Consider the following 25,756-nt stretch of genomic DNA (forward strand, 5'->3'; position numbering starts at 1 on the left):
AATTACTAATCTCTATCAAAATAGTAAACAACCCTTTATTTCAACTAAAAGGTACCGATATAATGGCTATATGTAGAATTATTTTATTAAAAACGTTGTAAGTACTTAGGTAAAAAGGAGTGATTGTTAGTTAGGAATTTAAGGGATTAAATTCACAATCAATTTTACATATCAATAGAACAAATAGAGGAGGAAAAAAATGAAAAGGAATAAACCAATGAAATGGCTATATGCGTTTCTAGCATTTATGTTGGTGTTTTCGGCAGTGCCTTTTGGTGGGGTGAGTGCTGATACGTTTGATGTTGAAATAGATATAAATCCAGGAACAACCGAAGATTATATCACTGAAGAAGGAATAAAAAGTAGTGATCAAATAATTACATTGAAGTTACCTAGCGGTAAGAAATGGGTCGATGTTAGCGATAAACAAAATTTAATAAGATCTATCATGGTTTCGGATGTTGAAACAAACAACTGGGAGATGTATAAAAAATCTATTACAGCAACTGTTAGTGACGAGGTGACTGGTGATAATAGAATTCTTACAATAAGGTTACCTAAATCCACAAACTTTAATATTTCTAAAAACCAAAAGATTAAAATTAACTTGACCTCTGCTCTTATTAATGAGTGGCCTGGTGAAGTGAATCCTAAAGAATTTACTATTTATGCACAACCAGAATTAAATATTGGTGGAACAATTGTAAATGCCTCTGCAAATGAATTGAGTGGAAAAACAATTGAATTATCTTTAATAAATGCTCATTGGAATGAGAATAAATTTGATAAATGGATTAGTGATTCAAGTGATGGCATAGATTTAAAAACATATTTAGAAGCTTTTAAAATAAGTGGTACCACAAAAACCTGGCCAGTAATCGATACACTAAAAAATAGTGACCCAAATAATTTCCTTTCGTTTAAAGATAGAGATAATAATGGCAGTAATCCACGTACATTAGTAATTAAATTACCTACTATAACACAAACAGTAAAGTCCGAGGAAATAGAGTTTACTGTGCCTGAGCCACTTGTTCTAAATCAGCCTGGATTCTATGAAGTAGAATTGGGTGAAAAATTAATAGGTACAAAATCATTCATAATTTCACCGCCAGCAAGTGGAGAGATGAATCTTGAATTTACACCAAGTATTCTTGAAGAAAAAATTATCAATGAGGGAGATGTTGAAATAGACATCACTCTCCCAGAAGGAATTAAATGGAATGATATAAATGGTGGAAAGCTATCAATTTATGAAAAAGAGCTATTATTAGGGGCATTTAATCCCTTAAATCAACAAGAGCAATGGAATAAATTAAAGAAACAGATAAAAAATGAGGATGTTAATATAGAAAGTATTAGTCCTAATGATAAAAGAAAACTTACATTGATCATCCCGACAACAGAGGATTATGAACTAACTGAAAATCAAATTATTGAATTTAAAGTACCTCCCCTACTTTTAGAGGATGCAGCTGATTTACCTGCACAGCAATTTATAATAAATGCGGAGCCTAAAGTTTTAGTAAGTGGTGGTTCGGCAATACCGAATGTTTCTCACCAAGATTTAATTAAAGGTGGAAAAACTATAGAATTAACACTTGTAAATACAACATGGAAAACAGATGTTGCATCTAATACGACCAAGCGTCAAGAGTTACTTTCATGGTTTAATTGGGATGCTTTAGGTGGTGCAGTTGATGAAATTAAAAAACAAATCTTAACTAAGGCAACAGTTCAACGTAATAATGATCAAAAGTTAACAATTGTTTTACCTGGGTTAAATGACTTTAAATTAGTTAATTCAGAGCTAAATTATCTCACTACAAATGGATTAACGGATAATGCAATCCAAATTGAAAATTTAGTTGATAAAAAAATAGCTCTATATGTTAATGAACTAGGAAATGTCACAGCAACTATCAATGCTCCTAAGGGGAAAAATGAATTTGATGTTGCTAAAGAAGGCTATACTTTTACTATTACTTTATCAAATGATAAATGGAAAAATACTGAAATAACTATTCAAGATCAAAACGAAAAAGTACTTTCAAATACTGATTTTACATTAACTAAAAAAAGTGACTCTGAGCTTGAAGTGAAAATTTTAACAAAATTAAATTTAAAAGAAAAAACTAAATTTAATGTGATTATTCCAGAAAATTCTTTATCGTTTTCTACTACTAAATTAACTACTTCATTTGAAATTGAAGATGTTAAAGCTGAATTTTCAGGTACAACTAATGGAAGTTTAGATGCTAAAGAGTTAGAAAAAGGTGGAAAAACCATTGTATTCACTTTAGATAAAGCTACTTTTAAAAATGATATTACTACTACCGCAATTGCTAATAAATTAGATCTTCTAATTAGTCCATTAAATACAGAAGATAAGAGATTAAGCGAAGTAGTAATTGAATCAATTAAAAAATCTAATGATAATAAAACTATTGTTGTATCAGGAAATAAATTAACTATTAAGTTGCCACCAATTACTGAACAAGTGAGCGGTTCCTTAGAATTTAAAATACCAGCTGAATTTATTGAAAAGGCACCAGATGGTTACGATTTGAGTGTTCAAACAAAGGATGGAAAAACTGCAGTATTATCAGTAGGAGCAGTTGCAGGGGCAAAAATAAATGATTCTACATCAAATGTAACAATATTTGTATCTGCTATTAAAAGTGGGGCTGCAAAATTTAAAATTAAATTAACCAATGCTACATGGGATCCATCTATTACAGATAATAAGTCTAAACAAAATACATTACTAAAAGGTTTCTCTGTAGATGATCAAGATAATGAATGGAAAAAGGTGTTGGATTCGTTTAAAAATAATGGGAAATTTACATTAATAGAAGGTAGTAATGGAACTGAGTTAGAAATACAAATCCCAGCTATTGCTAACTATGAACTTATCAAAAACCAAGAAGTATCTATCAAAATTCCTAAAGCTGTATTAGCTGACTACAAATATGATATTGATATTAAAGAAAAAATTATCATTAAAAGACCAGAAGGTCAAAAGTCGGATGACACATTCCTTACCGCTCTGACAGACTTACCAAAATATATTGAAGAAAAGGGTGGCTTAGAAAAGATTCGAGTAATCGTTCCTGAGAAGAAGATTGAATCTGTTCAGGTTACCTCTATAAATGTTCCTGGTACTAATGATTTAATATCAACAGTAATTGTTAAAACAAATAGTAAAAATGAAAAAGTTTCCGTATCTATAAGTCACCAAACAAAAGAAGGTCAAACTGTCACTTCAACACAGGAAGCCCAAGATACTTCAGATAGTAAGGATAGTTTTACATTTGTTTTTTCAAATGTTAATCCAAAAAGTGATATAAAAGTAACTTTACAAGAAGATAATATTAAAGAAGAATTGTCAGGGAAATTAGGTAAAGGTAAGAAAACGTATAGTGATGTACCTAAGAAACCAATTCATGGTAGTTATTCTTTATCTAGCTTACTAACTGATGAGAAGTTATTAAAAGATATTTTTAAATATTACTTGCCTGGTGATCTTCAAATGGAATTATTAAATTAAGGAGGATAAGAAAACATGAAAAAAGCATTAATTGTATTGTTTAGTGCAGTGTTGTTTCTCCTCCTCCCATTTGAAACATCACTTGCGAAAACTTGGAACTTTCAAACAACAGAGGATGTTTACAAACACTGGAAAGTCAATTTTAGTGGAAAACTAGATGCTTCTACTGTTTCGTCTAACAATGTTTACGTATTAGATGGACAAACTAAACATCCAACGACTCCAACTGTGACAAACGGTGGAAGTTCCATTGAGGTAAAACCAAATTCACCATATCAAATGGGGAAACTTTATCAACTAGTTATTAGTACCAATGTGAAAAATGCTAATGGAATAACTTTAAAAGAGTCAGTGACGATGCCTTTTAAAGTAGTAGATTCTAAGGCAATCATACAATCTGTACATGAGATTACTAGCCAAAGTATCACGGTTTTAACCATCGCTACAAATAGTGATGTATTTGAATTGAAAATTGGTACGGAATCCTTGAAATATCTAGGTAACAATAAATTCCAACATGTACTGATCGGTGAAAAAGTAGGATCTAAAGTTACAATTAACGCCTATGATGAGAATAATAAACGCATTGATCAATTGACTTATACAATCGGTCAATAATGGTAAAGCCTAACTCGAAATTGAGTTAGGTTTTTCTTTTTAATGACAAATGATATATTTTTATTACATGAATTATTTTCCTGTATCAAATGATAGATTTCTATTATAAACTGAAAATTGGTTAGAATTCACTCTAACTATAAAAATCTACCGAAAAGGGGATAATTTATTAATGTGTAATAAAAATGTGAACAAATATTTTAAAGCAGGAGTTGCGGCTGCAGTTGTCGTTTCAAGTGGTGTTGTTGTTGCGCCAAGCGTATCACAAGCTGAAGAAACGCAAACTACCATTTCATTTAAAGATTTAACAACAAAAAATCAATTTTATAATGACATAATGAACTTAGCTCAACGCGGAATTCTTAAAGGATTCCCGGATAACACATTTGGTACATATAAAGAAATTACACGTGGACAAGCAGCTAAAATTCTAGCGAAAGTATTAGAACTGGATACAGAAAATGTAACTGACCCAGGTTTTGTTGACGTTAAAAAAGGACATGAATACTACGGCGCAATTGCTGCGCTACAAAACGCTGGCATTATTAATGGTTATTCAACAGACAACACATTCCGCATGAATGAGTTAATCACACGTAACCATATGGCAAAAATGCTTACAATTGGTTTTGGATTGGAAGCAAATAGCGCGGCACCATTTACAGATATGCATGATTACTATAAAGATTTTATTGCAGCATTATATGAAAATAAAGTTACAACTGGTAGAACGTCTACAACATTCGAAGGTTTATCTCATGTAACACGGGGTCAAATGGCTGCTTTTGCTGTGCGTGCAGAAAGAATTGAAAAAGAAGTAACATTCACAATTAAAGATATCGAAGGTGGTAAAATTATAACGGCTGAAGGTCAATTTAGAACATCTCTACCTATCTTTAACTCAGAAAACGCTTCTGCTTTAGAAGGCGCGGTTGTAAAAGCTGTTATTTCGAAAGGTCAAGTAAAAGCGATCAAAGCATTAACTTTAAATAACTCTGGTTCAGAGGAAAATCCTGTTGTCCTTGATGGTAAAAATGCAGTAATTGATGGTAATTTAACAGTGAATGCGGACTTTACGAATCTTAAAAATATGACTATTAACGAAGATGTCATTTTAACAAGCACAGTTGCTAACAACTTTGATGCAAATAGCTTAAATATTCAAAGAGAATTAGTGATTGCTGAAGGTGCTCAAGCACAATTAGCTTCATTAAATATGGTTGCTAACTCTGTGAACGGTCCAAAAGTTAACTTATCAAATTCTACAGTTAAAGCAATCATTACTAAACGTAACAATGTTGTGATTACTTCAAACAACAAATTACCAGAATTAAAAGTTGCTGCTAACGTATCATCAATCGAATTAATTGCAAATGTTGAAAAAGTAACAGTTAGTGAATCTGAAACACTTCAAATTAAAGGTTCAGCATCTATTGATAATATGGATGTACAACAAGCTACTAATCTTGATTTAGCTGTAACAGGTTCAGTAAAACAACTTGACGTAGCTAATGCGAATGCAAAAGTTTCTCTTGGTGAGAATGTTGCTGTTGAAAAATTAGTTGTTCCAACTGATTCAGATATTTCTACTATTATTAATGACTATGAAATAGTAAAAGAAAAAATTGAACAAGTTGTAGACAAATCAGGTACAGTTGTTGTGCCTCCAGGTAATAATGGTGGTAATCAAGGTGGAGACGGTTCCCCTGGAAATAATGATGGTGGCAACACTGGCACACCTGGTAATGGTGGAAATCCAGGAAATGGCGGAACTCCGGGTGGTGATAATGGAGACCAAGAAGTTAATCCAGCAGTCGCAACGATTTCAAATTTATCTGATTTAAATGAGGCATTAGCAAACAATCAAATCACAACTATCACACTTAATGCTGATTTAGAAAATCTTACTGAGCGAATTGTAATTAATCGTCCAGTTACAATTAATGGTAACGGAAAAACAATTAGTTTTACTAATGAAATTAATACTAAGACATATGGTTCACGTCAAGGAATCTTAGTACATTCAGACGATGTAACAATTAAGGACTTATCAGTTGTTTTAACTGAAAAAGCTGAATGGCAAGGTGCTTATGCAGTACAAGTGTACAATGCGAAAAATGTAACACTTCATAACTTCTCAGGAACAAATGCAGATGGTGCGTTACTCGTAAACAGCTCTACAGTGAAATTAACTGGAACAATTGATGTAAGTGGCAACGAGTTTGGTGGTATCGAAGTATCGAATGGTGTAGGTGTTGAAGCGAAACCGTCATTAGATGTGACAGATGCATTGTTCGTGAACACAACAGAAGCTTTCAGTTTACCAACAATTTGGGAAGATAAAATTACTGGATCGGTAGTTGGAGCGGGAACAAAACTAACAGATAGTAATGAAGTAGTAGAAACTCAAGTTCAGTACTATTTAAACCCAGCAAATGTGGTAAATCCAGCAGTCGCAACGGTTTCAAGCATAGCTGAGTTAAATGCAGCATTAGCTGATAACAAAATTAAAACTATCAAGCTAAGCGCTGATATTGAAAACCTATCTGAGCGAATCGTAATTAATCGTCCAGTTACAATCGATGGTAATGGAAAATCAATTAGCTTTACTGATGAAATTAATACTGCAGCAAAAGGTACTCGTCACGGAATCGCTGTTACTTCGGACAATGTAGTAATTAAAGACTTATCTGTAGAATTAACAGAAAAAGCTGAATGGCAAGGTGCCTATGCAGTACAAGTGTATAATGCGAAAAATGTAACACTTCATAACTTCTCAGGAACAAATGCGGACGCAGCATTACTTGTGAATGGTTCAACTGTTGAATTAACAGGGAAAACGGTTATTTCAGGTAACGAATTTGGTGGAATTGAAGTTTCTCAAGGTACGGGATTATCAAATCAATCGAAATTGACTGTAACAGGTACAATTGAAAATACAACAGAACAATATGGACAACCTTCAATTTGGGTAGTAAATGGACAAGGTTCTGTTGATGGGGACGTTCCAACAACTGTAGACACACTTATTAATTCAGAGCAAACTCAATACTACTTATCTGAAACTGCAGTATCTACTAAAAATGTTCATACTGTTGAAGAGTTAAAAATAGCATTAACCAATGACAAAATTAAAACTATTAAATTAGCAAATGATATAAAAACATCTGAACGTATCATAGTTAATCATTCAGTTACACTTGATGGTGCTAACCATAAAATCACATTTGAAGGTGATGCAAAAGATACGTGGAATTCAAATTACATCATTCAAGTTTACAACACAGCGGATGTAACAATTCGCGACATCAAATTAACAGGTGGAGACGCTGCATTACTTGTAAATAGTTCGAAGGTAAAACTTGCTGGAACAATCGATGTAAGCGGAAATGAGTTCGGTGGTATCGAGTCATCAGTAGGTAAAAACTTAACAACAAAACCAGAGCTTGATGTGAATGATGCTACTTTCGTAAATAGCACAGAGGCATATGGTTTACCAACAGTTTGGGAAGATAAAGTAACTGAAACTGTAAAAAATGGGGATGTATTTACTACAAATGATTCAGTTGTAGCTCAACAAGTCCAATACTATCTAGATGCAAATAAAGCAATTGATTCTACAACAATTGCAAATGTAAAAAATGTTGAAGAATTAGAGGATGCGTTAGAAGACAACCGAATAAAAACGATTAATCTAACAGCTAATCTCGAAATTTCAGAACGTATCCTAGTTAATCGCCCAGTAACAATTAACGGTGCTAACCATACAATTGAATTTGTTGGTGATAATGACGGTTGGAACTCAAACTACATCATTCAAGTTTACAACACAGCAGATGTAACAATTCACGACATCAAATTAACAGGTGGGGATGCAGCGTTACTTGTAAATAGTTCGAAGGTAAAACTAGCTGGAACAATTGATGTAAGCGGAAATGAGTTCGGTGGTATTGAGTCGTCAAAAGGTAAAAACTTAACATCGAAACCAGAGCTTGATGTAAAGGATGCGACTTTCGTAAATAGCACTGAAGCTTACGGTTTACCAACTATTTGGGAAGATCAAATTACTGGTTCTCTAGTTGGAGTGGAAACAAAACTATTTGAAAATGCTAATGTAAAAGAAAAACAAGTACAGTATTATCTAAATGCAGAATTTGCAACAATAGCAAATGTTGCAAGTGTTGAAGCTTTCGAAAAAGCATTAGAAGACGATAAAGTTAAAACTATCAACCTAAATGCTGATTTAGATAATTTAGCAAAACGAATCGTTATTGGACGCTCTGTTACAGTTAATGGTAATAATCATTCAATTAGTTTCAATGATGCAATTAACACAGCTTCAGACGGTACACGTCACGGAATTGCAGTACTTTCAGACGATGTAACAATCAATGATCTAACAGTTACTTTAACTGAACAAGCTGACTGGCAAGGTGCTTATGCGCTTCAAGTGTATAATGCGAAAAATGTAGTTCTTAATAACTTCACAGGAACAAAAGCAGATGCAGCTTTATTAATAAATGCATCAGATGTTCAATTAACTGGTTCGACAACAGTATCGGGTAATGAATTTGGTGGTATTGAAGTATCAAAAGGTACAGCTGCTAGTCTATCTGCATCGGTACTCGATATTAAAGGTACTTTAGTTAATACAACTGAAGCTCATGGGAAACCAACAATTTGGGTTGTTAAGGATCAAGGTACTGTTACTGGTGAATTTCCGACTAATGTAGACGTAGAAAAAATCAAACCAGGGCAAATTCAGTATTATTTAAATTAATGTACCCGGTACAAAAACAATTTTGACAATTGTATACAATTTAACCGAGTTCAATCTTTGAGAGATTGAACTCGGTTTTTTATGTTTAGAGTGGAAGCTCTATTTCATCTTCTTTATTTGTTTCGCAATATTCGAAGTAGTGTTCTTTGGTTTGGAGAAACGGATAAATAAAACAATCGTAAAGTGGCTTAGTATCGAAGAATGGATATGGGCAAGGTTGATTGTGTTTATAAAATACATAGCTGCTATAGCGATAATGTTCAAGTTTACGTACAATTGGGGTTGTTGTATTAATAGGGTTTCGATGAATATATCTACTAACCCTAATCATCGAACTAGGAGTTGTGATTAATTCGGAATAGTATCTTTTCTCATATAGGTGACCAGTATAATGATATTTCTTTCTAAAATAATCACCATAACGATGATTAATAATTCTCATAACCTTACCTAGCGGAACTTCTGGTGATTGTAGTAATAAGTGGTAATGATTAGACATTAAACAAAAAGATGTGATGATAAATGGATATTTTTCGTAGGTATAAGAAAGCACACGAAAGAATTCTATAAAGTCTCGATCACAAAGAAAAATATTTTGGCGATTATTACCTCGGGAAACAACATGATTAAATACATCAGGATGCCACATTCGTGTATTTCTCGGCATAACTAAAACCCCTTCCTTATTTAACTTTGAAAATTCGTATAAAAATAATGCAATAGCTTAATATAAAAATATTCTTCTAATCACTTTGTGTCTATCTCTGTATATTTTCCAAATAGTATCAAATTGCAAATTTAATGTACAAATCACACCTAAAATAAAAAAATAGTATAATAACCTGCCTCAAAAAAATATTTTGACTGTATTTTAAGAGAATTGTACAAAGTTTTCAGAATTGTTTGTGTACCGGGTACATTAACAAATCAAAGTATAAATTCCAATGAATTTCTTATACTGAAAACGATACTTTTAAAAAGGAAGGGATACCTTTGGAAGAGACAAAATTTGCAGAACTAAATCAAGAACAACTCAAGGAAATAAAACAACTAGAGGATAAATTAGAAGTAACTTTAATTGCTTATGACAATGCTGTATTAGAGAATCAAAATAGCTTTGGTAAAACATTAGAATAAACATTTCTCGGCTTTTATACAACATATAAAAAGGCGTGGGAGCTCCCACGCCTAAATGAATTGTATAAAGTTTTCAGAATTGTTTTTGTACCGGGTACACTAATTTCTAATTCTTTTCAGAACCAGCTGCCACTTGATACCCAGATACATCTTCATCAAGTAAGAAGGATGTGCCGCGTTTTTTGTGTGCAGAGATGAAGAAGACTGCTACAAGAGCGATTGTAGCAACTGAACCACCAATATAGGATGCATTTAGCGGTATTCCGAATCCCATTGTTGGTTCAAATAAGATATATACAATAACCATATACGTCATAAAGATTGCAGGAACGGTAGCAATCCAGTGATTTTTCTTAGCTAGGAATAAATACATCGCTCCAACCCATAATGCAATGACCGCAGTTACTTGGTTTGCCCAAGAGAAATATTGCCATAAGATTTGGAAATCAATTTTTGTTAATGCATAAGACATAATGAAGAGCGGAATTGCAATCCACAAACGGCTTAGTAACTTAGCTTGGCCAAATTTAAAGTACTCAGCAATAATCATACGTGCTGCGCGGAATGCAGTATCTCCAGAAGTAATTGGTAAAACTATAACTCCTAAAATGGCAATTGTTCCGCCAATTGAACCCATCATTAACAATGATACTTCGCTAACAACCGCTGCAGGACCACCGGCAGCTAGTAATTCGTTTAAACCATCATATCCATCAAATAGACTCATAGCAGCAGCAGCCCAAATCATGGCGATAATCCCTTCAGCAATCATCATACCGTAGAAAATTTTACGACCTTGTTTTTCATTTTGAGTCGTACGAGAAATAATTGGTGTTTGCGTTGCATGGAAACCAGATAATGCACCACAAGTAATCGTAAAGAATAATAATGGGAAAATCGGTAATTCTTTTGGATGCATATTCGTGAACGTTAATTCAGGAATTGGTGCTCCTGTAAAAATTAAACCTAAACCGATTCCAAGAGCAGAAATTACTAAAACTGCACCGAAATAAGGATAAAGTCGACCGATAATTTTATCTACAGGTAAAAGTGTAGCTAAAATATAATATAAGAAAATTACACTAACAATGATAGTTAATGTAGATGCATCACCTTCTAGTAAATTATTAATTAACATTGCAGGTGATGATACGAAAACGGTTCCAACTAATAACAATAATAAAAGAGCAAAAACATTTACTACATGTTTCATGAATTTCCCTAAAAACTTCGAAACTAGTTCCGGAACATGAGCGCCTTTGTTTCGGATTGAAATCATCCCAGTTAAATAATCATGTACAGCCCCAGCGAAAATACATCCAACTACAATCCAAATGAATGCAACAGGGCCATATAATGCTCCTGCAATTGGACCGAATACTGGACCAGTACCAGCAATATTTAATAATTGGATAAGTGAGTTTTTCGGTGTGGACATCGGAATATAATCAACTCCATCTGCATTCACATAAGCTGGAGTTGGTCGATCTGGCTTTTCACCAAATACCTTTTCAACATATTTGCCGTAAGTAAAAAAACCGACAATTAATAAAGCAATACAGACTAGAAAGGTAACCATTCTGTTAGCCTCCAATACTATTTAAATTTTCACAATATTTACTATAATAATGATGTTATCACATTATGTTATAGAACAGCAATAACTTTTATATAACAGTTGAGTAATCTTTTAAGTCTTGTCTAATTAATATGAAACTTCCTTATATAATAGAAGAAAATGATTTAGAGAGTTGTCCATCTTTGTCATTCTAAAATATCAGAAAAGCATTACTTAAGGTGAAAGTGGAACTAATTCTTCGTATCAAATGGGAGAGGAGTATGAGGCACGATAATTCGTGGTACATAGGTTTTTTAGCAATACTACTCAAATAGAATGTGAAAGCTATACTATTATAATAGAAGAAACTGCTGAAAATACATGCGTTAGTTGAAATTGTAGTAAGTTTTCAGAATTGTTTGTGTACCGGGTACACAAACAATTCTGAAGCACTTATTTAAGCCAAGAATGGTTTTTTCATCATAATGAGTCCGTAAATCATAAAGAACAGGCCACCTGTGATGAATGTAAGAACGACAAATAGGATGGCTTTTCCTGAATCAGCAGTCCATCGATAAAGTATACGGTACATGTAATAAATTGCAATGATCATCATTGCAATTGATGCTAGGAACCCAATGATTGGAATGATCGAAATAATGGCAAGTACGAAATAAATAATCGTAAATTTAATTGCGTCCTTTTTAATTTCTTCTAATGTTGTTTTCGTAGAACCTAATGCAAATAATACATATACATTTAAAAGTGGAATCCATGACCAAAAGGCAATGTCCTGTAATCCATTTGTTTGAGCAGTTTTATAATAAATAATGGCAGTTAAGATATAAGCTAAAATTGCAAAGAGTATGATAAATATCCCGAATGTAACAAGTAGTCCTCCAAGAAACAAATCTAACTCAGCTGGATAACTGTCGTAAGATGACATCTTTTCAACACCTCCCTATAAATTTTCATCCTATGATGAATTTCGATAGTAGTATATGTTTTCATAATCTGATTTATATGTTCCTGTAGTTTTTTATTTTTCAAAGTAAAAAGTCTGAATATTACGCCTCAAGGTTACATATGTGACAAAAAATTACAATTAAATCTATTTTTTTATGAAATAGTACAAAATCAAATCATTGTTCTTTTAATAAAGAAGTGATAGACTAAAATTGTAAAAGAATATTTCCTCTATAACTATATTTTTACAGTAGTGCAAGGAAAATAGGTTGGTAGCCCAATAACAAGAGCACAAGTTATCACACTTGTGCTCTTGTTATTTTTTTAAAATTAACTGATAATCTACTAAATGTCAAAAATATGATAAAATCAATAGGGTTAATACTTTTTGAAACAATATCGTAAAGAATGTAAAAATTATTCCGATATATAGAAGGCGGTAGCCAATAATGTCATTTAATTGATATAAAACGGAAATTTTAGAATAATAAACCAATAAAACAGTAATATATACCAATCTATTATTTTCCTTTGACAACCAACATATGCTACTACTATAATAAAAATAGTTATTGTGCTAAACAATAACATTTATAAGAATATTAACTATTTGATATTTTAGGAGGAACTTCTCTATGACACAATATAAAAAATTCGTAGCAACAGCTGCTACAGCAACTTTAGTAGCATCTGCAATCGTACCAGTGGCTTCTGCTGCAGGCTTTACTGATGTAGAAAACAACGGTCACGCACAAGCAATCAATGCTTTAGCAGATCAAGGAATTATCAACGGATATCCAGATGGTACTTTCAAACCTAACAAAGAATTAACTCGTTCAGACGTTGTTAAATTATTAGGTAAATACTTAGTATCTAAAGGTTACTCAGTTCCAGCAGATGCTAAAACAAAACAACGTTTCACCGATGTTCCTGTTAACTATAAAGACCAAGAATTAGTAGAATATGCTGCTTTAGTTAAAGATGCTGGTGTATTCCAAGGTTCAAACAACAATCTAAACGCTGCAAACAAAATTACTCGTGGTCAAATGGCTCTTGTGGTTGTTCGTGCATTAGATGCGTTAAACGGAACTGACTTAGTAAGTTTTGTAGCTGAACAAGATTTCGAAAGAGAAGTTATTGACTTAGATGCAGCATCTAAAGAACAACAAGGTGCTATCGATGTATTAGATTTCTTCGATATTACTAAAACTCCTAATTACAATCCAAAAAGTTCAACTACTCGCGGTCAATTCGCATCATTCTTATACCGTGCAATTAATGTTGAATTAGAAGTACCAGAAGTTGAGCTAACTGTTAAAAATGTACAAGTGGTAGATGCTACAACATTAAACGTTACTCTTTCTGATGATACAGCTCACGTTGTTAAATTAAACAAAGCTTTAGAAGCTAATAAAGCAACTGAAGTTACATTTACAATTGATGAGAAAGAATATTCAGCTACTGTTACATACGAAGTTGAAGAATTAAAAGTCGATTCAGTTAAAGCTATTAACACTACGACAGTTGAAGTTAAATTCAATAAAGAAGTAGAAAAAATCGATGATATTACAGTAACTGACACTAAAACAGGCGAAAAAATTTACGTTAAAGAAATCAAATTAGCACAAGATAAAAAATCTGCAACAGTAACTTTATTTGATGCTTTAAAATCAAATTCTACTTATGAAGTTGCGACAAAAGTAGCTGGTAAAACATTTGCATCTTCATTTAACTTTGTAATTGGTCAACCAAAAACTATCGAATTAGCTTCACAAACGGTTGCTGATAACGGTAAACTTACTTACAAAGTATTAGATGAAAATGGCTTAGATATCACTGCTTTTACAGCTGTTGATATTGAGTCTGATAAAAATAACGTATTCTCTTATTCAAATGGTGCGGTAACAGTTGACTGGAAAGACGATGTTACTTCTGCATTCTTAAAATTATCTGTTAAAAAAGATGGTAAAGTAATTGCGGAATCATCTCGTGTAACTGTTTCTACAAAAGCAGCACCTGTTGCTACTTCTTTAGATTCAGTTTGGACTGTTGGAGAAGGTAATTTTGCTGCTGATGATTTTAAAGCAGAAAAATCAGTAGCTTTAGGTTCAACAAATAAAGCTGTTAAATTCCAAGTTTTAGATCAATATGGTGAACCAGTTAATGGTGCTACAGTTCAATATACATCATTAGATGCATCTGTTGCAGTAATTGATAAAAACTCTGGTGCAGTTACTCCTCGTAAAGAAGGTAAAGTTGCAGTTAAAGCTGAATTAGTAGTAGACGGTAAAGTAGTTGATACTAAAATTGTTGAATTAACAGTTACAGCGGCTGCAAAATTAACTACTATTGAACTAGCAAAAACTGAAGCAAACCTAACTTTAGGTGGTAATAATGCTGAAGTAACATATAAAACGTTAGATCAATTTGGTAATGAATTTGCAGTTTCAGAAGATACTGAAGTAAAAGTTACAACTGCAGATGAAAAAGTTGCAAAAGCTAATGTAGCTGATGGAACAGTAACAATCACTGCTGTTGGAGAAGGTTCGACTTCAATTACATTAACAGTTGGTACACTTGAAAAAACAATTGCAGTTAAAGTAGCAAAAGTAGGAACAATTGTTGACTACACTGTAGAAGGTTTCGTAGAAGATTTAAAAACTAAAGATGATGGTAAAACTGCTACAGTAACAGAAAATCAAATGACAGTTGCAATTTATGGTAAAGATGCTAATGGTACATTAGCTACAACACCAACAAGCGCTACATTCACTGTAACAGATAAAGATGGCAAAGTAATTACTGCTGCATCTTCTAATGGATCTGTAGCTAGTCAAACTATTTCTTCAAGTGCTCTTGAAGCTGGTCAAACATATACATTAACAGCTAAAGTAGGGACTTTAACAGTTGCTACTAAAACATTTACAGTTACTGAAAATGGTGTTGCACCAACAGTTAAACTTGTAAAAGATAAATTAACAGTTAAAGGTGGAACAACTGTTAAAGCTGAATTAGATAAATTAATTCAATTTACTGCAAATGAAAATGTAGATGTAGCAATTACTGGTTTAGACTATATTTCTAACAATACTAGTGTTGTAGCAAGCTCTACTGCAGATAATTTAAATTTCTCTACAACAGTAGACGGAACAGCTGATGTTTTTGTATCAGCAATTAAAGTCAATGTTACAGCTAAAGATGGTGCTACTAACGTAGATCCAAAATTATTAGGTAACTTCACAATCGAAAACGATTGGAAATTTGCATTTACAACAGACAATACTGCACCAAAATTTGCTGTACCAACAGAAATTAAACTTGAAGAAAATATCTTAAAATTCAACGTATCATTTGATGATGTATTATACTTCAATAACAAAAATGCAGATTCAATTGATAAATTAGTAGCTGGTAAAGGGGTAGCATTTGCTTACATCAACGCATTTAAAGTTGGTACTGAAAATATTAAAGTGAATGCTGACCAAATTAATACATCTAATCAATTTGCTAAACTTTTAGAAGATGGTAAAACGTTTGAAGTACAAATTGATGCAACTGACTTAGACTTAACTAACGGTGTTAATATTCAATTTGCTTTACCAGAAGGAGCAGCTGAGTTAACTGACGTTTTAGGTAATGCTGTGAAAAATTCAGCTGTATATGTAATTAAAAAAGGTAACGATAATAAAATTACAATTACTGAATCTAAATAATATGAAATAAACTTCCTCTATAAACTAGTTTTCTAGTAAAAGGAGTGGAATAAAGCCTTGTGAGTCATCACTTCTTAAAATCCTGCAAAGATTTTAAAGTAGTGAAAAATTCACAAGGCTTATTCTAATTGTTAGTGTACAAACACAGTTGAAATACCAGTCATAGATAGTAAGTTTAGTGGATATAGTAAATATCCTTGGTATTTCATTAATCATTTCAACCGCGGTTTTACATGTACCGAGGAAAGAAATAGGTTACGTAAAGTGAACTATAAGAATTTAGAAAGGGGATATATTAATTGACTAAAAAATCATCCTCAAAAACAAAAAATAAGAAATTTAAACTCTTCACCGCTACATCAATCGCTATTGCAACTACAGCAGTAGTAGTCGTGCAACTTCCAGCACTAGCAAAGCAAGAAAACCCGTTCACTGACGTTAAGCCGGGATATTCCCATTATGAAGGTATTGTTTCATTATATAATGAAGGGATTGTAGCGGGGATAACTTCAACAACCTTTAAACCAAATCAAAATGCTACACGCGGTGAGACTGCACAATTTATTGCGAATGCTTTAAATTTGGATACAACGAATGTAACAAATCCAGGATTTAAAGATGTTCCAAAAGGTCACAAATATTATGGTGCAATTGCGGCCCTATATGAGCGCGGAATCATCGGTGGATATGGGGATGAATTTAAACCAAATAACTTGTTAACACGTTCACAAATAGCGAAAATGCTTACTTTAAGTCTTGACCTTAATTTAGCTGGATCGGCTAAAACGAAATTTACTGATGTGAATAAACTTAGCGATACAAATACTAAACTTTATATTCAAACTTTAGTAGATTACAGTATTACGACAGGTACAACTCCTACTACTTTTAGTCCAAATGGCAATTTAACACGTGGTCAACTCGCGACATTCTTATACAGAGCGATAAATGAAACGGGAGATTCCTTCGAGATTATTGGAATTGAATAAGTTACACTAAAAGCGTCCTCATAAATGAGGGCGTTTTTTGAGCTCTATCGACTTTGTTAATTTTTCACAACTTCATAGGATTCACTCAAGAAAAAAGTATTGTGTTATAATATTAAAGATTACTATAAAAAGGAGGGCGTTTGATGTGCGAAAGAAGAGAATACTTACAACCTTTTTAGTTGTTGTATTAACAAGCACTTTATGGTTTTCAAAAACAGAAGCATCAAACGTCGTTGAAAGTTCTAAACAAGTCTCCCAATCCTATTCTTCGACTCACTATTTTAAAGATGTGAAAAAAACGTTTTGGGCTGCAGAATCTATTAAATCCTTTGTAGATGAAGGTTTTATTCAACTGTATCCAGATGGTTCTTTTAAGCCGAATAGTATTGCGACAAGGGAAGAAGCTGCTTGTGTCATTGCAAGAGCGATGGGGATTTCTTTAGAATCTGATTTTAACTTGAATGCGACAGATGTGCCTGAAACACATCCTTACTATAAAGAAATACGGAAGCTGGCTGAATTAGGGATTATACAAAACAATAGTAAATTTAATCCAAATGAGCCGTTAAATCGAGCTCATATTTCGAAAATGTTAGCCAATGCTTTTGAAATTGAAGTGGATCAAAAAAATACAAAAACGTTCAAAGATTATCCTTCGACATTTTGGGCCAAAGACATAATAGAATCATTGGCTGATGTAGGAGTTATTAATGGTACATCAACTACAACATTTTCACCTAACAATCCTGTATCTCGTGTACAATTAGTAGAATTAACGAAACGTGCAATGGAGTTTCAAGATAAGGTAGAAAATTTAGAAGTAGCCTACGATTATTTGGCAAAAGATTATATATCAACAACGATTACCGCTGAAAATTGGGCGAAGGAAGTAGTTTCTCTTGTTAATGTGGAAAGAGAAAAACATAGTTTAGCACCATTACAAAGCGATGAGGAACTACAACAATTGGCCATAATCAAAGCTCAAGATATGATAAAAAGAAAATATTTTGACCATGATTCTCCGTTTTACGGTTTGCCGTGGGATATGGCGACACTATTCGACTATCAATATACAAGTTTTGGAGAGAATATTGCTCGTAACTTTAATACACCTAAGGAAGTTGTTGCGGCTTGGATGGCGTCTGAAAAACATCGCTCAAATATTTTAAAGCAGAATTATACAAACATAGGCATTGGAATTAAGAAAGATAGAAATGGAAAATTCTATTGGGTTCAACTATTTTCTAGTAAATAATTATGGTAAAAATTTCTTAATTTATTACAATGATATTACTTATATAATATATTACTTACGAATAAGGTCTCTAAAAACCGCTGAATTTCTATATTTATGTAGAAATTCAGTATTTTTTGTTTACTAGAAAACGTTACATAATTGAAAAGTAATTTGGTAATTTTCTATGATACTCTTTATTTAGGCAAAAAAAGCTATGGGCTTTTTGGAAGGAGTATCTAACATCATGAAAAAAAGATTGTTATTACCGATCTTTGCATCATTTATGCTATTTACTGGTATCGGTGCAAATGTAACAGAAGCAGCAACATTTTCAGATATAAAAGAAACAGCATCACAATACATAGGAACACCATATAAATACGGTGGAACAACATTAAATGGAATCGACTGTTCTGCATATACAAGTCTGGTATTTTCAAAATTCGGAATTGATTTAGAACGTACTTCAAGAGCGCAATATACACAAGGAACTGCGGTGTCGAAATCTAACCTTCAAACAGGAGATTTAGTTTTCTTTAATACATCAGGTTCTGGTATTTCACACGTTGGAATTTTTATTGGTGATGGAAAATTTATTTCTGCAACAACTAGTAGAGGCGTTGCAATTGATAGTATAAATGGTGGTTACTGGGGCCCAAAATATGTTGGGGCGAAACGAGTAGCAGACTTTAGTAATGAAGTAGCAGAAGTTAAAGATGCTGCAATTGATTTTACTTATTATATTTCTCGTGGCGATGTAGCATTAAAACTTGCAGAAGCCTTAAAATTAGACACAACTAATACTAATTCACCTTTCCCAGATGTAAAATCAACATCTGAATATGCGGGTGCTGCGACGGCACTAAACAAACTAGGAGTATTCACTGGTAATACAGAGGGTAAATTTAATCCAAGATCTGCGTTAACACGTGCTCAGCTTGCAAAAGTATTAGTTGAAGCGTTTAACCTGAAATTAGTAGATGGTGCAGAACAATTTACTGATGTATCTAAAAATGATTGGTCATATGAATATATTCAAATTTTATCTTCAAATAAAATTACATATGGAAAAGGCGACGGCACATTTGGTGTGAACGAAAAAGTGACAATCAAGCAAATGGATGCATTTATTGATCGCTTAAAACGTAATTCGAAAAACTAATTTTGTATGTAAGTTCGAGCTAACAGGGCTACCAATCTTGTAGGCAGAACTTTTACATAGAGCATTCAATTTGAGTGCAAAAGAAGAGGGGCATTTATTTGCTCCTCTTCTTTTTTTATTAAAAAAGAGAGTGACGAAAATACTGTTACAAAATTATTAAATTGTAGGAATTTGTGAAATAAGGTAGAAAAGCCTGATGCATGAATTTGTCTAATTTGGTAGAATAGGAAATACAAATATAAGAAGGGAGGAAGTGGAACATTGTCTTTAAAAAAGGTCAGTCTGATTGTAGTATTCTTCGTGGTGTCAATGTTTACGATACATAGTGTAAGTGCTAGCCAACGATTTGCAGATGTCCCTTCGTCAAACGCAGCGTATGAAGAAATCAACTATCTTGTCGACCGGGGAGTTATTAAAGGGTATGAAGAAAATGGTGTAACTAAATATAAGCCAAATAACCCTGTTACTCGTGGACAAGCAGCAAAAATGGTGATCGAATCTACTAATAATAAACCATTAGTAGTATCACAATCTTCATTTACAGATGTAAAGGTAGGGACAGAGCTTTCAGGTTATGTTGAAAGTGTTGTAAAACTTGGTTTCATTGCAGAAAAGAGTAAAGGGGTATTTTCACCGAACACGCCTTTAACACGTAATGAGATGGCTAAAGCATTGTCAATTGCCTTTAACTTAAATGCAGAAAAATATGCAAATTTATCAATTCCTTTTACAGATGTTTCAGTAAACAATTCTTACTATAAATATATTGCAGCAATCTACTATAACGGAATTACAAAAGGTAGTGCTACTGGAACAACTTTCAATCCAACAGAATCAGTTACTCGTGCTCAATTTGCTTCATTTGTAGCACGTGCATCAGAAGAAAAGTTTCGTTTAGAATTACCAGTTCAAGGTGTTACAGTACCAAACGAAGCGGAGAAAATTGGACAAGTTGTATCAACGACAGATGGTTTAAATGTTCGAACTTCAGTATCAGTTGCTGATAATTCAAATATTATTGGTCAAATTAATAAAGGAGATACTTTACCATTATTTGAGGTTTTAAATGGATGGTATAAGGTTTCATATAATGGTCGCTATGCTTACATTTCTGCAACCTATTCAAAAGAGGTTGGGTCTGAGCCTGAAACTCCAGAAGAAACTCCTGAAGTGGAAGAGCCAGAAATTGGAGAGCCTGAAGTAGAGGAACCAGTTGTCGAAACGCCAGGCGCGACAAATACAATTGGTATCGCAACAGTGAATAGCTTGCATATTCGTGCTGCTGCAAATGCTTCTTCAAAGTCTTTAGGTGTAATTAACCGTGGTACAGAAGTGAATGTCTACTCAACAGAAGGTAAGTGGGCAAAAATTTCTTATAAAGGTATTGAAGGGTATACTTCGAAAAAATATTTACGCCTAGTGAATGTTACAGGAAGTGCAGTGAAGGGTCGTATTATTGTCTTAGATCCAGGACATGGAGGGAAAGATCCAGGAGCATCAAGTAGTGGTGCTGTTGAAAAGAAAATCGTATTAGAAGTTGCGAAACTAGTTCAACAAAAACTAGAAGCTGCTGGAGCCATCGTTCACATGACACGTGTTTCCGACACATTCCCAACATTGGATGACCGTGTGAAGTTTTCAGAAAGTAAGAATGCTGAAATCTTTGTAAGTATTCATGTTAACTCAGCTACAAATACTTCTGCAAAAGGAACGGAAACTTACTATAGCGTTTCTTCAAATGATAATGAGAAAGAAGATTATCGTTTGGCAAGTGCGATCAATTCACAGATCGTCAAAAATGCAGATATGAATGACCGTAAAGTAAAACGTGCTGATTACTACGTTATACGAAATCAACTCATTCCATCTGTACTAGTTGAGTTAGGTTTTGTATCAAATGCTGAAGACCGTGCAAAACTAGTAAATAGTAAGTATGTTGAAATTTTCGCAGATTCCATTTATAAAGGAATTCTCGAATACTATACGAAATAATCAAAAACTGATGAAAACGTTTAAGTTTTCATCAGTTTTTTAATAGGTGCTAAATGTAAATTTCTATTCTATTAACCTCGCCAATAAAAAACTGCATCACCAATTGTCGACCAATTAGTGATGCAGATGTTATTAATATTTTGGAAGTACTGTTACTAAATCTCCACGAATCCAAACAAATTTTGCGATGGATGGATCATCTGAGTAGACTTTGTACCATACATATCCATCAGAGCCGATTGTTTCTTCAACGATTGCAACTGGATAGCCGAACTCTTTTGATTCGCCTGTCCATTTTTGTCTGTAGGTGAAGGCAATACCGCTGCTTGTAGATGCTTCTAGGCGCGTATTTACAGATCCTGTACCAGTTGGAACCATTCCGATATGGGATTTACCATAGTCTTTTAAGCCGTACTTAGCATCGATTCTATACATATGTCCTGCGATTTTTGCACCCCAATGTGGATCGGATGCATAATAAACATTGATACCTGTTGTTTTGTTACCAGGAACTGCTCCGAATGGATAAACGGCCGTTTGTGGAACATATCGCTTATTCATATAACGTTGAACAAAGGCTTTCACACTATCTGCTGGTGTTGCATATTTCTCACCTAACGATTCATTGGAATCATACACTTGAATACCAAACAAGTTATTTTTCGTTTGTGCATTTGTGCTCATTCCGTAATTACTTTCGTGAATGGCAGCTGCTAGAATGAATAGCGCGTTAATATGTTCAGTTTCTTCCATGGATTTAATCGTTTTACCTAACCCGATTAATTTTGATTTTGTAGTGGCATTTTTATATTGGTCCCCACCGAATGCTTGGCGGTTTTCAAGTTCTGCCATAATAATTTTTTCTAAATCACTTGCCGTATAACTACTTGGTAGACGTACAGAAGCAAATTGGAAGTAAGGGAAATATGTTCCTACTAAACTATTGTTTCGATTATAGAAATGAACACCGTCAAAACTATAATATTTTGCACCAGACTGCATAAATTTTGGCACTGGACCTACTGAATATTTACCTTCATATGCTTTTTTCGAATGATTGTAAATGCGATGAACAAGCATGGAATCCTCGATATAATATTCATCACGGCCATCAATTAGATCTGTTGGAATTAAAGTAACAGCAGATGGTTTTGCGTAACCAACTACATCTCCTAGTTGTACAATGACATAATCACCGTTTGCAGATGTACCGTTGTATTTTAATTCACGTCCTAATTGTGTATAAGTGATTTGTTTTTTAAAGGTTTTATCTTCATAGATTGAAGTCGTTTTTGCAGTCGTATCTGAAGCATAAGCTAATCCGCTCGACATTTTTACGATATTGTCACCTTTGAAAATTAAATTTAGATTACCAGATGCATTTAAAGCAGATAAAGCTTGTTCGTATGTTGTATAAATTGTAGGATTTTTTGATACAACACCGTTTGTAACTTTACCAATGTAGTATTTAGATGAATCTACATTTCCGGTATTATTATTTTGGTTGCCATCAGTATTTTTAGCAACTTCTAATGTACGGTAAAGATAAGCTGCTGCATGTGCTTTTGTTGCTGAATCTCCCGGATTAAAGTAAACACCATTTGCCGTATGTGCACCACGAATAATGTTATAATAAACAGAAGTGGACACAGCTTTAACAAAAGAATTATCAATTTTATTATTATCCTTAAATGTTAATGGTGCTTGATGTAAAGGTACATCTAAATACCTCAAAGCGTTGTATAGCATACCTGCCATTTGTTGACGTGTAATCTTTTGATTTGGTTTAAAAGTTCCGTCAGCATAACCACCTAAAATACTAGCCCCTGCTGCATTTTGAATTTCCTGTGCTTCACGAGTTCCTTGTTTCAAATCCGAAAAAGTATATTTCGTTGAATCAGGTAACTCTAGTGCGCGCGCAATGTATGAAGCAAATTCGCCACGTGTGACAGCACTATTTGGATTGAAATTCCCTTTTGCATCAGGGAGAATGACGCCTTTCTCCGCAAAATATGTAAGTTCGAACTTCATCTGATGGTTACTTATATCATTTGCGAAGGAAGTGTTTGTTCCGATTGAGAGTATGAAAATAATCGAAAATATAAAAATAGTAATCTTTTTTAGCAAATTATTGCCTCCCTTCCATTACGCTCCTATTTTATCAATTTTCGCTATAGATTAATAGAGAAAATCAAACTATTAAAAGGTTTGTAATAAAAGTGCAACCATATTATACTTAAACTCGTCGTAAACTTGATTAAAATAAAAAAATGATAATTGGAGATTCTATAATAAATTAGTTGGGATGGGTCTCCAGCCTAAATATAGAGGTGTGAATAAAGAAAAATAGAGAGGATAGAAATTGATGGTAGACATTTCCACAGAAATCAGAAAAAAAGAATGGCTAGAAATTGCATTAGCTGTGGCTGTTTTAATTGCGGGGACGCTGTTGCCTTCTCAAATTGCGTTAATCACCACTTCCGTTTTCTTCGTGCTCTTTGCATTTTTTAAACCATTCCAAAGTTTAGTCATCTTAATTCCATATGTTATTTTCCGAACACTTTTTACTGATTTAAATAGTGGGATGAAGTTAATTGGGGATTTAATAACAATCGTAGTACTGTTCCGCTTGTTATTACTTAATTTAAAAAACTGGAAAACATGGTTACATTTTAAAAAGTTTGAATGGTTTTTCTTTATCTTTTTAATTTTTGGTGCAGGTATCGGTTATTTAACAGGTGTTTCAATTTCCGCAATCATATTCCAAATTCGAACATTTTTAATTATGTATCTACTTTATTACATATTAAGCCGAAGCGAATTACCGAAAAACTTCTTCGTCAAGTTAGCTTGGATTACAGTATTTTCAGGATTCGTGTTATTTGTACAAGGTGTAGTTGAAAAAATCTCACTACGCCGTATGTGGATGCCAGAAGCTTGGTCAGAAAAAGTTTTATCTGCTACAAACTTTGTGCGTATCTATGGATTGGTAAATAATCCAAACTCTCTTGCACTGGTAATTTTCTTTGCAATTAGCGCGACATTTTTCCTTCGCTGGGTATATAAAGATGGACGATATAAATGGCTTCTGTTAATTTCACAAGTTGCGTTTATGGGGTTACTTTTATTAACCCTTTCTCGAGGAACATGGATTTCTTCATTTGTATTTGTCGTATTCTTTATTCTAGTATCAAGAAATTGGAAAATGTTGAAACGAATTTCACTCACTGTCATTGTCTCACTCATTCTTGTGTATGTGCCAGTGAATATTGGTACAATGCTTGTTCAAAACTATGGAAGCGATGTAAGTGGGGCTCCATCAGTTGGAGGCTTAACAAATCGTTTTGCTGAGACATTTGATGAAGGAAATCTTGAATTAATGGCTCAAAGTGGACGAGTATTCTATATTAAAAAAGGATTTGAAGTATTTTTTGACCATCCAATAACAGGTACAGGTTTTGGTACTTTCGGTGGTTCTGCAACATTATCTTATGATTCGCCAATCTATGAGAAATACGAAATTCGTTCTGATATTTATGGCGGCAAAAACTTCTATTCAGATAATCAATATATTCAAGTCATTGCAGAAACAGGTGCAATCGGTGTTATCCTGTTTGCAGGTTTCTTACTAGCGATGGTATGGATGTTCTGGAAAGATCGCAAACATCCATTTGGCCAATACATGTTTGCATTATGGTTTGCAACAGGTGTCTGTGGAATGGTTTATAATATTTGGGAACTAAAAGTTTATACAATGTTCTTCTTTATGTTGTATGGTATATGGTCAGCAACACATAAGCTATATCCAGAGTTACAGCTAAGTAAGGACGAAACTCAAAATTAATTTTTAGGAGACAAAGCGTATTTTATGCTTTGTCTTTTTTTGTTGCGAAAATCCCGCCAAAAACATCGTTAATTCCGCCAAACCCCAAAAAAGCGACAGTCACAAAATAAATTGTACTGTCGCTTTTTATCAATTTTCCCAATGGAATATAATAATTCCCTTAATGTAACAATAGTATCATAGATTATAATGGAGAAATTTGTTATCTTT

14 protein-coding genes are annotated in these 25,756 nt (G+C 33.4%); 10 read left to right on the plus strand and 4 right to left on the minus strand.

From position 1 onward, the window contains the following. Window positions 1-199: 199 nt before the first annotated feature. The 3 genes from NKR20_RS03075 (at window position 200) to NKR20_RS03085 (ending at window position 8,948) form a co-directional block, all read left to right on the plus strand. Window positions 200-3,550, plus strand: a complete 3,351-nt coding sequence (locus NKR20_RS03075) for a hypothetical protein (RefSeq protein ID WP_253423478.1) — start codon at window positions 200-202, stop codon at window positions 3,548-3,550. A 15-nt stretch (window positions 3,551-3,565) separates the two neighbouring features. Beyond that, a complete protein-coding gene (locus NKR20_RS03080; RefSeq protein ID WP_253423481.1) occupies window positions 3,566-4,168 on the plus strand; it encodes an Ig-like domain-containing domain in 603 nt (200 codons plus the stop codon). Window positions 4,169-4,340: 172 nt separating this feature from the next. Further along, entirely contained in the window at window positions 4,341-8,948 is a 4,608-nt protein-coding gene (locus NKR20_RS03085; RefSeq protein WP_253423484.1) for an S-layer homology domain-containing protein, read from the plus strand. 85 nt (window positions 8,949-9,033) lie between these two features. Here the strand turns inward: NKR20_RS03085 and NKR20_RS03090 are convergent, their stop codons facing one another. Beyond that, the gene (locus NKR20_RS03090; protein ID WP_253423487.1) at window positions 9,034-9,615 is read right to left on the minus strand and encodes a transposase; all 582 of its coding nucleotides are present in this window, start codon (window positions 9,613-9,615) and stop codon (window positions 9,034-9,036) included. 326 nt (window positions 9,616-9,941) lie between these two features. Between NKR20_RS03090 and NKR20_RS03095 the strand changes: the two genes are divergently transcribed. After that, window positions 9,942-10,085, plus strand: a complete 144-nt coding sequence (locus tag NKR20_RS03095) for a hypothetical protein (RefSeq protein ID WP_253423490.1) — start codon at window positions 9,942-9,944, stop codon at window positions 10,083-10,085. 106 nt (window positions 10,086-10,191) lie between these two features. Here NKR20_RS03095 and NKR20_RS03100 read toward each other — a convergent pair whose 3' ends face one another. Both NKR20_RS03100 and NKR20_RS03105 read right to left on the minus strand, forming a co-directional pair. Further along, entirely contained in the window at window positions 10,192-11,664 is a 1,473-nt protein-coding gene (locus NKR20_RS03100; protein ID WP_253423493.1) for a carbon starvation CstA family protein, read from the minus strand. 436 nt (window positions 11,665-12,100) lie between these two features. Continuing rightward, window positions 12,101-12,589, minus strand: coding sequence for a hypothetical protein (locus NKR20_RS03105; protein ID WP_253423496.1), 489 nt, complete (start codon window positions 12,587-12,589; stop codon window positions 12,101-12,103). A 655-nt stretch (window positions 12,590-13,244) separates the two neighbouring features. Between NKR20_RS03105 and NKR20_RS03110 the strand changes: the two genes are divergently transcribed. The 5 genes from NKR20_RS03110 to NKR20_RS03130 all read left to right on the plus strand — a co-directional run bounded on the left by NKR20_RS03110 (window position 13,245) and on the right by NKR20_RS03130 (window position 21,702). Next, the gene (locus NKR20_RS03110; RefSeq protein ID WP_253423500.1) at window positions 13,245-16,322 is read left to right on the plus strand and encodes an S-layer homology domain-containing protein; all 3,078 of its coding nucleotides are present in this window, start codon (window positions 13,245-13,247) and stop codon (window positions 16,320-16,322) included. Between the two features lie 299 nt (window positions 16,323-16,621). After that, window positions 16,622-17,311: an S-layer homology domain-containing protein gene (locus tag NKR20_RS03115; protein ID WP_253423503.1), complete on the plus strand. Its 690-nt coding sequence runs from the start codon at window positions 16,622-16,624 to the stop codon at window positions 17,309-17,311. A 145-nt stretch (window positions 17,312-17,456) separates the two neighbouring features. Beyond that, the gene (locus NKR20_RS03120; RefSeq protein WP_253423506.1) at window positions 17,457-18,566 is read left to right on the plus strand and encodes a CAP and S-layer homology domain-containing protein; all 1,110 of its coding nucleotides are present in this window, start codon (window positions 17,457-17,459) and stop codon (window positions 18,564-18,566) included. Window positions 18,567-18,792: 226 nt separating this feature from the next. Then, complete coding sequence (locus NKR20_RS03125; protein ID WP_253423509.1) at window positions 18,793-19,710, plus strand: C40 family peptidase; 918 nt, start codon at window positions 18,793-18,795, stop codon at window positions 19,708-19,710. Between the two features lie 261 nt (window positions 19,711-19,971). Then, window positions 19,972-21,702, plus strand: a complete 1,731-nt coding sequence (locus NKR20_RS03130) for an N-acetylmuramoyl-L-alanine amidase (RefSeq protein ID WP_253423512.1) — start codon at window positions 19,972-19,974, stop codon at window positions 21,700-21,702. A 132-nt stretch (window positions 21,703-21,834) separates the two neighbouring features. Here the strand turns inward: NKR20_RS03130 and NKR20_RS03135 are convergent, their stop codons facing one another. Further along, entirely contained in the window at window positions 21,835-23,829 is a 1,995-nt protein-coding gene (locus NKR20_RS03135) for an S-layer homology domain-containing protein (RefSeq protein WP_253423515.1), read from the minus strand. Window positions 23,830-24,067: 238 nt separating this feature from the next. Between NKR20_RS03135 and NKR20_RS03140 the strand changes: the two genes are divergently transcribed. Continuing rightward, window positions 24,068-25,546 (plus strand): O-antigen ligase family protein, encoded by a 1,479-nt coding sequence (locus tag NKR20_RS03140; protein WP_253423518.1) that lies wholly within the window; start codon window positions 24,068-24,070, stop codon window positions 25,544-25,546. The last annotated feature ends 210 nt before the right edge of the window (window positions 25,547-25,756 follow it).

The organism is Ureibacillus endophyticus (assembly GCF_024159215.1).
Classification (GTDB): domain Bacteria; phylum Bacillota; class Bacilli; order Bacillales_A; family Planococcaceae; genus Ureibacillus; species Ureibacillus endophyticus.

What these genes read in the sequence shown, in the direction of transcription:
- NKR20_RS03075 (WP_253423478.1), top strand. Translation starts at nt 200, where the DNA reads ATGAAAAGGAATAAACCAATGAAATGGCTATATGCGTTTCTAGCATTT.
- NKR20_RS03080 (WP_253423481.1), top strand. Translation starts at nt 3,566, where the DNA reads ATGAAAAAAGCATTAATTGTATTGTTTAGTGCAGTGTTGTTTCTCCTC.
- NKR20_RS03085 (WP_253423484.1), top strand. Translation starts at nt 4,341, where the DNA reads ATGTGTAATAAAAATGTGAACAAATATTTTAAAGCAGGAGTTGCGGCT.
- NKR20_RS03090 (WP_253423487.1), bottom strand. Translation starts at nt 9,615, where the DNA reads ATGCCGAGAAATACACGAATGTGGCATCCTGATGTATTTAATCATGTT.
- NKR20_RS03100 (WP_253423493.1), bottom strand. Translation starts at nt 11,664, where the DNA reads ATGGTTACCTTTCTAGTCTGTATTGCTTTATTAATTGTCGGTTTTTTT.
- NKR20_RS03105 (WP_253423496.1), bottom strand. Translation starts at nt 12,589, where the DNA reads ATGTCATCTTACGACAGTTATCCAGCTGAGTTAGATTTGTTTCTTGGA.
- NKR20_RS03110 (WP_253423500.1), top strand. Translation starts at nt 13,245, where the DNA reads ATGACACAATATAAAAAATTCGTAGCAACAGCTGCTACAGCAACTTTA.
- NKR20_RS03125 (WP_253423509.1), top strand. Translation starts at nt 18,793, where the DNA reads ATGAAAAAAAGATTGTTATTACCGATCTTTGCATCATTTATGCTATTT.
- NKR20_RS03140 (WP_253423518.1), top strand. Translation starts at nt 24,068, where the DNA reads ATGGTAGACATTTCCACAGAAATCAGAAAAAAAGAATGGCTAGAAATT.